Here is a 15208-nt window from a genome sequence, read left to right on the forward strand (position 1 = left end):
GGTACCTTGTGTACCAGGTTCAATAGCTGAGGAAAAAGTAAGCCAACTCTGTTTCGGAGTTGGCTTCTTCCCTTTAGCTGTTGATGTATTTCTTAAAAAATATATCGATTCTCGGCAATAATGGCGTCGGCAATCTGACGGCGGGCGTTTTTCAAGTTCATCGGCTCAATTTTCGTAAACCGTTTCAGTCCCATCAACATACCGCGTAGTTCATCGCCTTCGGCAAAGGACGTAACGGCTGCCCGACCCGCATTATTGACTTTTTCGACGGATTCGTGCAGGTAAACGAGTGCCATTTGCGTTTGCAACGTAACGGCTTCCTCGCCTTTGATGCCGATGAGCTTTTCGACACGTAGCAGTATCGATTCCGCTGCGTAGATTTCGATGGCCATATCGGCTACGTTCATCAGAATTTCCTGCTCGTCGGAAAGCGTCATCATGAACTTCTGCACGGCGGCACCGGCTATCATTAGAGCGGCTTTTTTCAGATTCCGAAGCACTTTTTTCTCAGCAATGAACACGCCTTCTTCCTCATCAGTACTGAAGTCGGGAATCGACATGATCTCTTTGGCAACGGCCATGGCGGGCGTCATCAGGTCAAGTTCGCCTTTCATGGCACGCTTCAAGAGCATATCCACGATCAGCATCCGGTTGATTTCGTTCGTGCCTTCGAAAATGCGATTGATACGTGCGTCGCGGTAGGCCCGATCCATCGGAGCATCGGCTGAGTAACCCATACCGCCGTAAATCTGAACGCCTTCGTCCACTACGTAGTCGAGAACTTCGGAGCCGTGAACTTTCATGATGGCACATTCAATGGCGAATTGTTCCAGCGCTTTCAGTTTAGCCTGTGCATCGTCCGTACCTTTCGACTTGAGGTCTTCGATCAGGTCGTCGATGTTTTGACCCGCCCGGTACGAAGCTGTTTCGGATGCATACACCTTGATCGCCATTTCAGCGATTTTGTGTTTTATCGCACCAAAATTGGCGATGGCAGTTTTGAACTGTTTACGTTCGTTAGCGTAACGTACCGCATCGTTAATTACTTCTTTGGAGCCCCCAACAGCCGCAATACCAAGCTTAATACGACCGATATTCAGGATGTTTACGGCGATTTTGAAGCCGTTTTCCCGCTCCGACAGCAGGTTTCCAACTGGCACTTTTACGTCGTTGAAGAAAATCTGGCGCGTATCGGAGCCTTTAATGCCCATTTTGTGCTCAGGTTCGTTCATCGTGATGCCTTCGTAGGTACGTTCCACAATGAACGCCGACAGGTTTTTATCGGTCTTACCACCTTCTTCAATTTTGGCGAAAACGATATACACATCGGCAAATCCGCCGTTGGTAATCCACATTTTCTGACCGTTCAGAACGTAGTGTTTACCGTCTTCTGTCAAAATCGCTTTCGTTTTGCCTGAGTTAGCATCAGAACCAGAATCGGGTTCGGTGAGGCAGTAAGCCGCCTTGAACTCGCCCGTTGCCAGTTTTGGTAGGTATTTCGCTTTCTGGTCGTCGTTGCCATAATACACAATCGGCAACGTACCAATACCGGTGTGCGCCGACTGAGCTACCGAGAACGAATGACCAGCACCCGTTGTCTCAGCCACCAGCATCGACGTATTGAAATTCGTTCCGAAACCGCCGTACTCTTCAGGCACCGACGTACCTAGCAGGCCTAGCTCGCCCGCTTTGTCCATCAATGACGAAATCAGTTCCGGCGACTTGGCATTATCGATTTCATTCAGGCGTGGCCAGACTTCGCGTTCCAGGAATTCGCGGCAGGTAGCCGCAATCATTAGTTGCTCTTCTGTAAATTCTTCAGGAATGAATACTTGTGAGGCTTGCGTTTCTTTAATGAGAAATTCGCCACCCTTGATAGAGGCTTTAGGTTCGGTTGCAATCATGATCTGTGTTATTGTTATGCTTGCATACTAATTCGTTTACAAAGAAACTAACTTTAAAATTAGTATGCAAGCATACTATTAAGAATTTTTAACGTGGCCGGATTGTCGTTTGAATACGAGCACGTTATAAGTTAAAACGTTGCTAATTAAGGCGTTCAAAAATACCAGCCACGCCCTGTCCGCCACCAACGCAGGCCGAAACCATACCGTATTTCTGGTCGCGACGACGCATTTCATTCAATAGTTGGACAGATAAACGAGCGCCGGTAGAACCGAGTGCGTGACCAAGTGCGATAGCGCCACCGTTCGGGTTGATTTTACTACGATCAAGACCAAGTTCCTGAATAACGGCCAGCGATTGGGCCGCGAAGGCTTCGTTCAGTTCGATCAGGTCAATGTCGTCCTGTTTTATACCAGCTTTTTTCAAGGCAATTGGGATAGCTGCTACTGGACCGATGCCCATGATTTTGGGTTCAACACCAGCCGTGGCATACGAAACCAACCGGGCGATGGGCTGTAAATTCAACTCGTTCACCAGCTTTTCCGACATAACGACGACAAAAGCAGCTCCATCGGATGTTTGCGACGAATTGCCAGCCGTTACCGAACCATTGGCCGCAAAAACAGGCTTCAGTTTGGCTAAACCTTCGGCGCTGGTGTCTTTACGCGGGCCTTCGTCCTGCGCTACTGTCCACTCGCGGGTTTTCTTTTTATTACTTTCTGTATCGAAATACGTTTCGCTTACGTTAATCGGTACAATTTCGTCGGTGAATTTGCCGTCTTTCTGAGCCGCCAACGCTTTCATATGCGATTCGAGCGCAAATTCATCCTGGGCATCGCGGCTGATTTTGAATTGCTGAGCTACCTGTTCGGCGGTCAGGCCCATACCAATGTAATAATCGGGATGTGTTTTAGCTATTTCGTAATTCAATGCTGTTTTCCAGCCCATTACAGGCACCAGCGACATCGATTCGGTACCTCCGGCAATGATGCAATCGGCCAGCCCGGCATGAATTTTGGCCGATGCAATCGCAATCGCTTCCAGGCCTGAGCCGCAATACCGGTTAATGGTCATACCCGGAACGCTTTTTGGCAGTGATAGCAGGGCAATATATCGGGCAATCTGCATGCCCTGTTCAGCCTCGGGAACGGCGTTACCCACAATGAGATCTTCGACCTGAGCCGGATCGAGGTTGGGAACCTGACTTAATAAATGCTTGATAACTTCAGCCGCCATATCGTCGGGGCGGGTAAAACGGAGACCTCCGCGAGGAGCTTTCCCAACGGCAGTGCGGTATCCGGCTACAATGTATGCATCCATGTTTATCTTGATTACTGGTTTGGCAGGAATCTACCCGAATAACTGATTCGCTGCTGGAATAATTACAAATCTAAGACAAATTATTATGCAAGCATACTATTTTTTGTAGCCGCCATGAATAGCCAGTAGTCCGACTTAATAACTTAACCCGACTACGAGATTTTGTATGTCAATAATGCTGATTCATACTGGTTTATATAAATTTGGCTACCGCATAGGCCTTCGACAGGCTCAGGGTGACTGGAAACTTAAATTCATTCAGGGAAACAAAGTCAAGTTTCCAGTCACCCTGAGCCTGTCGAAGGCCTATGCGGTAGCTTTTTAACTATAAAAAATTTCATCGTGCGCATTAACTTAGCCAGATGCGCCTACTGTCAGTTACTCGATACGTGTTGCTACGTAAGAATAGCCGCCGGCTTCGCCGTTTTCCAACGACCACTGCCAACGCCCTGAGTAGGAATTTCCGTCCGCACTAAACGTCGATTTGCTGTAATTGTCCGACCCCTTATACCCAAACCAGTACCAGAATTCATTTCCCTCGATTTGATACGTGTAGGTGAAATTACTTCCATTTGTCTGCATCAGTCGAGAACGTAGCGTCTGTGTTTCTTCGTCAAAGCCTGTATACTCGATCCCTTTTTCGTGCCTTCCTGCCTGAACGAGATCGAAGCGTTGGATCATAAAAAAGCCACCTTCCATCCATTCAAAAGTTACTTCACCGGCTAAATCGTCGCCGGTTAATTTCCATTTGCCGATCAGGGGTTCCAGCGTTTTCAAAGCTGGATTGGGCGTTTCCGGTAGCTTTCCCGCTGAAGCATTGTTGTTCTCTGCTATAGTCGTTTCAGTTGAATTTTACCAATAACAACCTGACTGGAGTTAGTTCAGTTATAAAATCAGTAATAACCACAAGCATTTAAGAGTCTGTAAATGAGTGGAATTAACACGTATTACGTAAATCTTATTTGTCATGATACAAAAAAATTCTGTAAGGGATTTGTTCAAATCAAAAATTCACACTTACTTTGAATTACAAAGTACTTTTAAGGGCTTTGACTGTCTGAAACTTCTAGAACAAAACGAACATGTACGAACTGAAACCGCTCGATGTCGCATCGCTTAGCAAAAAAGCACTGTTTGGTGCTGCAATAGGTCTTGTATTAATCTGCTTTTTCCTGTCCAACGTGAACCATCCTAACCCAGACTGGCCCAAGTTCTGGATGGTCAGACCGTTAATTATTGTTCCACTGGCTGGTGCTTGTGGTGGTGCTTTTTATTACTTCACGAATTATCTACCCTTCCAGAAAGGTTGGAAAAAAATAGCCATCAACGTACTGAGCTTATTCGTATTCCTCATTGGACTGTGGATGGGTATCGTTTTAGGATTGGATGGTACGTTGTGGAATTGAGCCAACATTATTTCCTCGCGACGACCATCGCCCGACCTGGTATAGTTCGATACCAGACAACCTTGTGAGTAGCAAGCCCTGCCGCTTGCTGCCACGCCTGAATCTCGGCGATGGAATAATTACCGGCGGTGCTGCTCAATCCGTAAAACAAATTAGTACTGCTGCCCACCAGTTCGGGAGGAGACGATAGGTCGGGCCGGATAAATTCGTTGATAATAAAGAGCCCGTTTGGACGTAACGCTTTCGCCACTTTGTTTGCTACGTCCTGATTTTCTTCAGGCGTGAAGTGATGGGCTACGTTCGACATAAGCACTAAATCGAATGCATTCTCACCGAAATCGTCGATTAACGCATTGCCGACCTGGTGCTGGACTTGGTTACCCATTTGCTGCTTTGCCAGCATCGGAGCGGCCTGTTCGATGGCTTGAGGCAGATCGAGTAACGTAGCAGTTAAGGCTGGATATTTTCGGCAAAGCGCAACCGCATGATTTCCGTGCGAACCACCAATGTCGAGCATGGTTGCTACGTTGCCGGAACGTATCGTTTTGGTTAACGGAACCCGCCGAGCAAATTCGCTCACTTCGGCATTGCTGGCCGCTACCATGCCGAGCTGGTAATAGTGCCACTGTTCGGGCGTGAAGGTATCGTGGTACTGAATGCCTTTGCCGGTTTGCAGATATTCGCCGAGATGATTCATCCAATCCCACGTAACGCGGTTGTTGAACACAATCAGCCCATGCACCGAGCGAGGATCATCGCTGAGCGTGAACCGGCGAGCCATCCGCGTGAGCGTAAATCGGTTGTTCCGAAAGTTGAAATAGCCCATCGCCGTCAGCAAACCCATTAACTCACCGAGCGCTTTCTCATTTAATTGAAGCGTTACGTTGAGTTCGGCAAGCGTTTTGGAGCCATAACGAGCCGCTTCGAAGATACCTTTATCGGCGGCTTCGAGTACGGCTTTGGCTAATACGGGCATAATCTGGGCGTGAAGTAGGGGAATGGGCACCAGATTGGCACGTAGCGCTATCCACTCAAGCAGATTTTCGGGCGTAACGGTAAGTTGCATACGTAGTAAAAAGAAGCACGGTGATACGTTGAGTTTAGGATTTCACACCGTGTTGGCGAAAACCATAAAATCAACGTATCACCGTGCTAATAGTTTTTGCAGAACGTTTCTCCTATTTCTTCGCTACTGCTTTCGCGACCGTAGCCGGTTTCTTCTTCGAGGATTTCGCGCCGGGGGCTGCCGGATTTTTCTGCGTCATGGTAACGGGGTCCCAGTACACTACTTTCTGCTCAAAATAACTTTCGTTACAGGCTAGTACGGGAGCGGCCGCGCGGAACCCAAAAACCGGATCTTCCACCGTGCCCTGACTACCCTTGCGCACATTGTCGAAGAAATCGGCGAAGTGTTTGGCGTGGGCGTCGTCTTCTTTCGGTGCGTCGAATTTTATTTCCTGAGCTGGTTCAGATTTGCGTGTATCGGGTGGGTACTTGGCGTCGTATTGCCGCACAAATTCCTGCTGCACTGGTTCCGTGAACGTAAAGAAACTATCGTAGTTGCCATAACCGGGCGCCATCGGAAGTTTCTTCTTGGTCATAATGAGGTTATTCTCCGAAAACTCGATCTGGCCTTCGTTGCCGATAATGCGCGTTACGTTGCTGATTTTACCAGCGTTCGCGAAGTTGACACGTAGCACCATCTGAAAGGCTTCATGCTGGTCGGTTTTTGGGTAATCCATAATGCACGACATCACATCCGGTACGTCGCGACCATCTTTCCAGTAGGCCAGGTTACCTGACGAGAAAATACGGGTTGGCCCCAGCGTATTGGTAACGAAATGGACCCCGGTGATGAGGTGAATAAACAAATCGCCTGCTACGCCCGTACCGTAATCTTTGTAGTTCCGCCAGCGGAAAAAACGAGTGGCATCGAACGGACGTTTCGGCGCGTCGCCCAGAAAACGGTCCCAGTCGAGCGTTGCGGTCGATGCATCGGGCGGAATGGAATATTGCCATGCGCCGATGGCATTGAACCGGTCGTTGTTCGATTCGACGTAGTTGATGGCACCAATGTCGCCAGCCTGCACCAGCCGTTTGGCTTCCTGAAACGCGGCACTGCTGATACGTTGGCTACCTACCTGCATTGTTTTGCCCGACTTTTTCCAGGCGTCGATCACGGCTTTGCCTTCGTTGAGGTGCTGCACCATCGGTTTTTCGCAATAAACGTGCTTCCCGGCTTTAAGGGCCGCAATCGTAATGTGATCGTGCCAGTGGTCGGGCGTAACGATGAGCACCGCATCGACGTCAGACCGGGTCAGAATTTCGCGGTAATCGCGGGTGGTAAACAAATCCTTGTCCTTGCCGTATTCCGATTTGGCATGTTCTAGTCGGCCGTTGTACAAATCGGCGACGGCCACCAGTTCTACGTCGGGATTTCGTAAGGCAGCCCGCGTATCGAAATTGCCCTGAATACCCATACCGATGGTGGCGATACGTATTTTATCGTTCGGGCTGATTTTTTTCAGATTCGGGATATAGGCCGGCGCCTGCACGAGTGGCCGGGCAATGCCCTGTGTTGCGACCAGTGCCGAAGCGGCTGACAGGCTTTTTATGAAGGTACGTCTGTTTGAGGGCATAGGGTAATACGTTTTAGTAGATGAGCAGAATTCGACTTTGTTGTACTACGTTCGATTTACATGATGATTATCTACGCAAAAGAGAATTAATCGGTATACCTACTGAACAGGTAAGGCTATCTTGAAAAACAGTTATTCGTCCATTTTAACGCATTTAAACTGAACGAATTATGGCGCATTATAGCACGAAATAAAAATATTTGAAATAATACGTTACAAACAGTTTTTTATTCTACTTTAACCCAAAATTTAGCGCAGAAAAGTGATTATTTCCAGTTGCTTTTTCTGACGTAACAGCTTCTTAGTTAAGTTCTTTACTTATCATCTCAGCATTCTAAACCAAGTAGTTATGACCCAAGTGATACCTTCGTGCAGGACACTTTTTGTAGTGGCTGCAACCCTGCTAAGTGTGTGTATTAGTGCAACAGCGCAAACATCAGAAAAAGAGAAAGCCAGGTCTGCCAAAATCTCAGCCGACTTATTGAGAGTGGTAGAGAACAATGGAAACTTACGACCTAACAATGGTTTTCAGCGAGCAAATCTGTTTGTTACTGAGGGCAATAGAGTTGCCATTGATGCTTTCGCTAATTCTGAAGGAGAAGGGCAGGCATTGCTCCAGTCGTTGCAGGCGCTAGGCCTCGCAAAAGGTCGGGTTTCAAAACATCATGTATACGGCTATTTACCCGCCGATAGGCTGAGTGAATTAAATACTATCGGCCCATTACGATTTGCCCGACCTGCTTATAAACCAAGGCATAGTGCTGGCTCGGTTAATTCGCAGGGCGATGCATCACTACGGACGAACGTAGCGCGAACAACCTACGGTGTCAATGGAACAGGTATTAAAGTGGGCGTCCTTTCCGACTCGTATGACAAGCTGGGTGGCGCAGCTTTGGGCGTCGCTTCAGGCGACCTGCCAACGGGTGTACAGGTTCTGAAAGATTACCCAGGATCTGCCGCTGACGTTATTGATGAAGGGCGGGGTATGATGGAGCTGGTTTATGACTTAGCCCCAAATGTTGCTTTGGCCTTTCATACCGCTTTTGATGGAAACCTGGATTTTGCGCAGGGTATTCTGGATCTGGCAGCCGCTGGCTGTCAGGTTATTGTAGACGACGTATCGTACTTTGACGAACCTTACTTTCAGGACGGTGTTATCGCGCAAGCCGTCGATCAGGTAGTCAATAGTGGCGTAACCTATTTTTCGTCGGCGGCTAACAACGGCCGTGATTCGTACCAGAGTGCTTATTCTGAAGTTGCCTTCGCGGGTCCCTTTAGCGATCCATATCTGGGAGCCCATAATTTTGGCGGGGGCGATGTGGCTCAGTCAGTTACGATACCTCCGCAAAGTGAGATTTATATTGGTTTGCAGTGGGATAATCCCTTTTTCTCGGTGAGTGGAGGGGCTGGCGCTGAGACTGATCTGGATTTATTAGTCTATAAAAACGGCGTGTTTCAGCCTTTTTCATCCGGTTTAGATTTCAATGTAGAAAGAGATGCGGTTGAAATCGCCGTTTTATCTAACCCCACAAATGCACCTGCTACGTTCGAGTTGGTTATTGGGCGCTTTACTGGGCCCGCTCCATCGTTAGTCAAATGGATAGCTTTCACAAATGGCTATACGATTACAACAGAACATGATACTAAAAGCTCGACCATTGTTGGTCAGTCGAATTCAAGCCGGTGTATTTCAACCGGCGCAGCTTACTACCGTGATACCCCCGCTTTTAACAATGGGTTGACAACTGCTAATCTAGAGTACTACTCCTCGGCTGGTGGAACGCCCATTCTATTCGATTTGAATGGAACCCGACTTACTTCACCCATTACCCGTCAAAAACCGGAAATTACCAGTGTGGATGGGACAAACACTACATTTTTCGGATTTGATGCGGAAGGAGATGGGAAGCCGAATTTCTTTGGTACGTCGGCGTCCGCTCCACACGCAGCGGCTGTGGCGGCTCTGATGAAGCAAAAAGTGCCTTCTATTACGCCGGCTGCCATCCTGTCGGCGCTGAAATCGACGGCGTTGGATATGGATGACCCGTCTACACCGGGTTTTGATGCAGGCTTTGATTTTGGAACGGGTTTTGGCTTTATTCAGGCCGACAGAGCGCTGGAAGTAATTACCGAGACGCCACCAACTTCGGGTGTTTTCTCAATTACAGGTGTAACTACTGTTAGCTGTACAATCGTCAGCCCTGGTCGGCGCGCGTTGATGTTTACGCCGACCTATGGCGGCACGAACAGTGATCCGATAAGTTTCTCGGTTGTCAACGAGCTGTTACCAACCACCGCATCTGGGCCTTACTCACTGACTTTGTATACTGATAATCCGGTTATTATCCTGAGTGCAGCGCAGACGGGTGTGCAATCTACCTTCAATTACAACTGGCTGGGCGCCTGCGGAAGCAATCCAACGCCACCGCCTTCGGTTGGTTTTGCGATTGTAGGCGCTACGTTGTTTAGCTGTAATCCGGCCGGGCCAAATTCGCGGGCAATTAGTTTTTCACCTCAATATAGCGGTACAAATGGTCAACCGATCAGTTTTTCGGTAGCCAATGAGATGATGCCCACTACGGCATCGGGCCCCTACTCATTAACGCTTTATACCGATAACCCGGTCATTACGTTGAAAGCCATTCAGCAGGGTACGCCAGATCAGGGTAGCTATAGTTTTAACTGGCTGGCGGCCTGTGGTAGCCAGACATCCGGTGCGCGCATAGGTGCCGAGTTGAACTTATCGGTACGTGTGCTGGGCAACCCGGTAGCTGGCGAAATGGCCGAAATCGAGATTTCGGGCGCGGCTGGCGGACCGGTTGGTCTGAATCTGGTCAATACACAGGGGCGCGTGCTTCACAAGCATACCATCAGCGAAGCAGCTTCGGTCGAGCGGGTTCGTATTCCGCTCAGCGGCAGTAAGGAATTGCTAATGCTGAATGTTAGTACGCCAACCGAACGGAAATCCATAAAACTGATTAAACAGTAATTGAATTGATACCAACGTAGTAAATGCCAAAGCCCAGATTTGCGTCTGGGCTTTGGCATTTACTACGTTGTATTCGTTGTTTACTTGCTGTCGAACTGGATGGCTACCCACTGACGTTCGGTTGGCATTTTGTGCGTAGCGTTCCAGACAAACATGGCCTGTTCGAGGGCCGCGTTGAGTTGTCGCTTAACGCGGGCGCGGGCTATATTCAGGCGACAGTTAATGGTTTCCTGATAAATTAAAGTCTGGTTCTCAGTATAAAACCGAACGGTACATTGCTTGCTTTTAGGCTGACTTTCGACAACCCAAAACCCGTCGCGGGGTAGTAGGGGTTCGTCGACTTTTCGAGCGTGTATGGTGAACGTAGCGAACGTTAAGAGGAAGGCCGTCAGGGCCAGACGAATTGTTGAGGTAGTTTTCATCGTATTTGTGTTTTTGGTGGTGTTTGTTCATTACCGATTCAAAAGTATGAGCCCGCACAATTGCTTGCCAGGATAATCGCCCATTGGCACGTAGCAGGGAGGATATAGCAGCGAACGGTCGACAAACGGTTATTCGGCAATGGATACCGTTGTTCAGCGACAGTCTCGTGCCGTTTGTCGATTAATAGACCGGTTAATAGGCGAACCCGCTCTGTTTGGCTATTTTCGGGTAGATAAACGACGAATGTATGCAACGTCTGAACAAAGAATTTGTCTTCTCCAGTCAGCCTCGCTATCGGTTGGCCCGGCATGGTTTGTTCTGGCTGACATGGATGCTGTTTTTTGCCGTAATCTACAGTTTTCTGCCTATCAACTATCTGATTCAGAAGGGGATGTCTTGGCCTGAAGCGTTTGCGTTGGGTTTTAGCAGGGCGGTAATCGATTCAATACTGTTTATCCCGGCGCATATGTTTTTTACGTATGTGATTATCGACTGGATAGTTCCTCAGTTTTTGCTGAAATCGCGGTATTGGTGGACCCTGATCACCGTTGTCGGTTTAATGGTACTTACGGCCCTGCTATCGGCGTCACTGACCACGTTTGTGGTCGATCCAATACGTATTTGGTTACGAATGCCTACATCGGGAAACAACTTTTTCTTTGCCATCCTGGCGGGCCTGCGAGGTGCCATTACGGTTGGTGGTTTTGCCGCTGCAATCAAACTGGCGAAAGCCTGGTATCTGAAACAGGAAGCCTACCAGCAGATTGATCGCGAGAAATTACAGGCCGAATTGCAGTTACTAAAATCTCAGATACATCCTCATTTTCTGTTCAATACGTTAAATAATCTGTATGCGCTCACCTTGCATAAATCCGACCGCTCACCGGCTATTGTCCTGAAACTCTCGGAATTGCTGAGTTATATGCTGTATGAATGTAATGCCACGGAAGTGCCGCTTCAGAAAGAGATTGCGTTTATGCGGAACTATATCGGGCTGGAACAACTCCGGTATGGCGAACGGCTGGATATGTCGGTCAATATAACGGGCGAGTACGGTAATAAACAGATTGCGCCTTTACTGCTGGTGCCGTTTCTGGAGAATGCGTTTAAGCACGGAGCCAGTGAACAGCTTGAGCAGGCCTGGATGCATATCGACTTGTCGGTACAGGACAACATGTTGAAATTCAAGGTTATAAATAGTTGCGAACTGGCCGATTATGGCGACGCGCCACTAGGTGGTATTGGTTTGCAGAACGTAACAAAACGCCTGCAATTGTTGTATCCGAATCGGCATGAACAACGTATCGTGACCGAACAGGAAACCTTTATGGTTACGCTGACGCTGGAACTTGCTACTACATCGGCACCGTTACGTTTGCCAGAGTCGGAACTAATCGAAGCCGTTTAATCGAAAGCTGTATGCCGCTACGTTGCCTGCTTGTTGATGACGAACCTCCGGCGCTGGCGGTTATTGAATCACACATTAACAGCATTGATAACCTGGAAATTGTCGGTAAGTGCCACAACGCCATTCAGGCATTTAGCGTTTTGCAGGCAACGCCCGTGGATCTGATGTTTCTTGACATTAAGATGCCGAAATTGCTGGGTACTGATTTCGTTCGAAGCCTGCGTAATCCGCCGAAAATCATTTTCACGACGGCCTACCGCGATTATGCGCTGGATGGCTTCGAACTCGACGTAGTAGATTATCTGCTGAAACCGATTTCGTTCGAGCGTTTTTTGCGGGCTATTTCCAAAGTAATGCGGGTCGATACGTTACCTACGCAACAAAATCCGGTGGAATTACCCATGCTTCCCTCTGAAAATCAAGTCGCTACGTCCGAAAATTCATTTCTTTATTTCCGTGTAGACCGGAAAATGGTAAAGGTGTTTCTGCACGATATTCAATACGTTGAAAGCCTGAAAGATTACGTCAAAATTGTTACGTCGCAGGGGCGGCCGCTGGTGGTGAAGCAAAGCATTAGCTCACTGGAAGAAATGCTTCCCGAAACGAGTTTTCTTCGTATCCATCGTTCGTTTATCGTAGCCGTTACTAAAATCGCTGCGTTTACCCCTAGCTACGTTGATGTTGCCGGACAGGAATTGCCCATCGGTCGACTTTATCACAAAGAAGTGGGTCGCGTGCTGAAAATCGGCATGGAGTAAATTTTCTTTATATAGAGCTGTATATCAAGCGCCTAGTAAATTTTTATGTAGTAGCGTTTTTGTCATGCTGAGTCGGACCGCCGAAGCGGCACGAAGCATGACAAAAACGCTCTTTTCGATACTGGCCTCAAACGTTTAAAAAGACTCCTAATTCTTACTACCAAACGCGTTTCTTTCAAAGAATGTAACGGTAGTAAGAGATAGGAAGTAATCATTATTCGTGACCCCACCATTGCTGGGGACGAACTGTTGGCTGTTTAGGCCGAATCGCTTTTTTTGTTCGAAATTTTTTCAACAGGCGTTTCATAGACGTATGCGTTTTTGCAGGTAATTGGCAGGCGATTAAACCAAGCTCAACGCTGCTTCTACCTTGGTTAACCGATTAGCGGGCAATTCTTCGTTAGCCATTTGCAGGAAGGTGTTGAACACTTCCGGAGGAGCCCCCTGTTTCACGCCTGACAACCAGCCAATTACTTCTGTGTCATTGATAGACCGCATCATCCAGCGGCTCTCAGCCAGCAGCGTCTGGATTGGGATGGCATGTATAATCTGCTCTTCCATCTGCAAAATCTCGCCATCTGTGTAATGCTTCCAGAGTAGGTCAATCAGTACCGTTTCCTCTTTATTCATGTGGTAGAGATTAAAAGCGATGAACTCGTTGAAAGCCAACAGGATACGTTTGCCGATTGACTCCTTTTGGGCTACATCAGCTGTCAGTCGCCATTCCTGAATATTGTCGAACAGGGTTTGGGTCAACTGATGATCTACGTCGTGGTCTTTTTCCAGTTCGTCAATTAGTTGAGCATCGTGTTTACGAATGTGTGGCAGGATAAAATGATCTTCGTTATCAGCATGTTCATCGAAAAAATGCAATACCTGCTCCAGTTGGTCGACGGTAACATTGGCTTCTGATGAAGTAAAAGCGGTTTGCTGTAAACGAATGGCCGTATCATAGAGCATGCCTCTCAGGCCTTTGTGAATCTGGTTAAATACGTTATAGCGTTGGCCTTGCATTGGAATGTGCGTGATTTAAAGGTGATTTACGTAGTGATTGTTGACGCACCTGCCCGGACGTAGCGGTTTCTCGGGCAGGGGATTGTTTGTTGGTGCACAATGTCTGGAGTGCACATTGTGAGCAGCGTTGCGTTGCCATAACTTTAGATCTTGACGTGTGTTCTGTTCGTATTTGTGTTTGACAATGCAAAGGTGGCTGGTGCCTCGACTAGTTTCAACGACCAATGTTTTAGAGTGACAGAAGCTACGTATCAACCGTAAAAAGTGACCACTGATCCGTAGGTCCACTATTTTTGCGTGAAGAGTTGTTTGGCCCAGACAGGAGTGAGACGTACTAATTAAACGTAGTCGCGTGGTTCAGTCCCTCAACGTAGTGAACGTAGTAGGCTCATGCGTTTTCGTGCTTTAGCAGGCACCGACATTCACCACGTAACGCTCATGTTTCTGTTCAGCAAGCGAATATATTTACTTATTATAATTTGCGTAATTGGCCTGATTGTCAATGTTCAGGCGCAGAGAAAGTCTGTTAAATTTAAAGTCATCGGATTTTATACAGCGCAGAATGACAGAGCACACATCAGTTACGTACACGAAGCCAATCGATGGTTTCAGAAGACGGGTGAGCGGTATAATTTCTATTACGACTCCACTGATAACTGGAATAATCTGAACACCGATTTCTTGAAAAACTATCAGGTTGTTATTTTTCTGGATACTCGCCCCGAAGAACCCGCGCAGCGAGAAGCGTTTCGAAAATATATGGAGGCCGGGGGAGGCTGGCTAGGCTGTCACTTCGCTGGGTTTGCGCTGACGCCGTCGAAATACCCGCAGAATTGGGATTGGTACCACAATGAATTTCTGGGTTCCGGCTCGTATAAAAGCAATACGTGGCGACCTACCTCAGCCATTCTTCGGGTCGAAAATCGAAAACACCCCGTTATGAAACACATACCCAGTACGTTCGAAACGGCCCCAAACGAGTGGTATCGCTGGACGAATGACTTACGGAAAAACCCAGACATTACCGTCCTCGCTTCCATCGACTCAACCAGTTTCCCGCTCGGCACCGGCCCGAAACCCCACGAAATCTGGCACAGTGGCGATTATCCAGTAATCTGGACGAACAAAAAATATCGGATGCTTTACGTTAATATGGGCCATAACGACATCGATTACGAGGGTAAAACCAACAAGGAACTTTCCTCTACGTTCGAAAGCGATACGCAGAATGAGCTATTAATCAACGCATTGCTGTGGCTCGGCAGTCGGAAGAAATGAGTAATTATCTAGAGATAGTCCGCGTTTTTCGGAAATGACAAAAAAGGGTGTTTTGTCATGCTGACGAA

Annotated in this window: 13 protein-coding genes; 5 read left to right on the plus strand and 8 right to left on the minus strand. The window is 47.9% G+C overall.

Annotated elements, in window-relative coordinates:
* Nucleotides 1–92: 92 nt before the first annotated feature.
* The 3 genes from IC229_RS06080 to IC229_RS06090 form a co-directional block, all read right to left on the minus strand.
* Nucleotides 93–1904: an acyl-CoA dehydrogenase family protein gene (locus tag IC229_RS06080; protein ID WP_190886041.1), complete on the minus strand. Its 1812-nt coding sequence runs from the start codon at nt 1902–1904 to the stop codon at nt 93–95.
* 142 nt (nt 1905–2046) lie between these two features.
* Nucleotides 2047–3225, minus strand: coding sequence for an acetyl-CoA C-acyltransferase (locus tag IC229_RS06085; protein WP_190886042.1), 1179 nt, complete (start codon nt 3223–3225; stop codon nt 2047–2049).
* A gap of 378 nt (nt 3226–3603) precedes the next feature.
* Nucleotides 3604–4002, minus strand: a complete 399-nt coding sequence (locus tag IC229_RS06090; protein WP_190886043.1) for a hypothetical protein — start codon at nt 4000–4002, stop codon at nt 3604–3606.
* Between the two features lie 305 nt (nt 4003–4307).
* On the opposite strand from IC229_RS06090, the gene IC229_RS06095 reads away from it, so the two are divergent.
* Nucleotides 4308–4631 carry a potassium transporter KefB gene (locus IC229_RS06095; protein WP_190886044.1) on the plus strand — a complete coding sequence of 108 codons (324 nt, stop codon included), beginning with the start codon at nt 4308–4310 and terminating at the stop codon, nt 4629–4631.
* Nucleotides 4632–4638: 7 nt separating this feature from the next.
* Here IC229_RS06095 and IC229_RS06100 read toward each other — a convergent pair whose 3' ends face one another.
* Nucleotides 4639–5697 carry a class I SAM-dependent methyltransferase gene (locus IC229_RS06100; RefSeq protein WP_190886045.1) on the minus strand — a complete coding sequence of 353 codons (1059 nt, stop codon included), beginning with the start codon at nt 5695–5697 and terminating at the stop codon, nt 4639–4641.
* A gap of 112 nt (nt 5698–5809) precedes the next feature.
* Complete coding sequence (locus IC229_RS06105) at nt 5810–7270, minus strand: Gfo/Idh/MocA family protein (protein ID WP_190886046.1); 1461 nt, start codon at nt 7268–7270, stop codon at nt 5810–5812.
* 349 nt (nt 7271–7619) lie between these two features.
* Here IC229_RS06105 and IC229_RS06110 point away from each other — a divergent pair, with 349 nt between their 5' ends.
* Nucleotides 7620–10259, plus strand: coding sequence for a S8 family peptidase (locus tag IC229_RS06110; protein ID WP_190886047.1), 2640 nt, complete (start codon nt 7620–7622; stop codon nt 10257–10259).
* An 80-nt stretch (nt 10260–10339) separates the two neighbouring features.
* Here the strand turns inward: IC229_RS06110 and IC229_RS06115 are convergent, their stop codons facing one another.
* Nucleotides 10340–10681, minus strand: coding sequence for a hypothetical protein (locus tag IC229_RS06115; RefSeq protein ID WP_190886048.1), 342 nt, complete (start codon nt 10679–10681; stop codon nt 10340–10342).
* A gap of 248 nt (nt 10682–10929) precedes the next feature.
* On the opposite strand from IC229_RS06115, the gene IC229_RS06120 reads away from it, so the two are divergent.
* Nucleotides 10930–12090, plus strand: a complete 1161-nt coding sequence (locus IC229_RS06120) for a sensor histidine kinase (protein ID WP_190886049.1) — start codon at nt 10930–10932, stop codon at nt 12088–12090.
* Nucleotides 12091–12101: 11 nt separating this feature from the next.
* Nucleotides 12102–12848 (plus strand): LytR/AlgR family response regulator transcription factor, encoded by a 747-nt coding sequence (locus IC229_RS06125; protein ID WP_190886050.1) that lies wholly within the window; start codon nt 12102–12104, stop codon nt 12846–12848.
* 342 nt (nt 12849–13190) lie between these two features.
* Here the strand turns inward: IC229_RS06125 and IC229_RS06130 are convergent, their stop codons facing one another.
* Both IC229_RS06130 and IC229_RS06135 read right to left on the minus strand, forming a co-directional pair.
* The gene (locus tag IC229_RS06130) at nt 13191–13862 is read right to left on the minus strand and encodes a hemerythrin domain-containing protein (protein WP_190886051.1); all 672 of its coding nucleotides are present in this window, start codon (nt 13860–13862) and stop codon (nt 13191–13193) included.
* On the minus strand, nt 13843–14001 hold the full coding sequence (locus IC229_RS06135) for a hypothetical protein (protein ID WP_190886052.1): 159 nt from the start codon (nt 13999–14001) through the stop codon (nt 13843–13845). Before IC229_RS06135 ends, IC229_RS06130 begins: the two co-directional genes overlap by 20 nt.
* 299 nt (nt 14002–14300) lie before the next feature.
* On the opposite strand from IC229_RS06135, the gene IC229_RS06140 reads away from it, so the two are divergent.
* Complete coding sequence (locus IC229_RS06140) at nt 14301–15140, plus strand: ThuA domain-containing protein (protein WP_190886116.1); 840 nt, start codon at nt 14301–14303, stop codon at nt 15138–15140.
* Nucleotides 15141–15208 lie beyond the last annotated feature (68 nt).

Source organism: Spirosoma profusum (genome assembly GCF_014699005.1).
Classification (GTDB): domain Bacteria; phylum Bacteroidota; class Bacteroidia; order Cytophagales; family Spirosomataceae; genus Spirosoma; species Spirosoma profusum.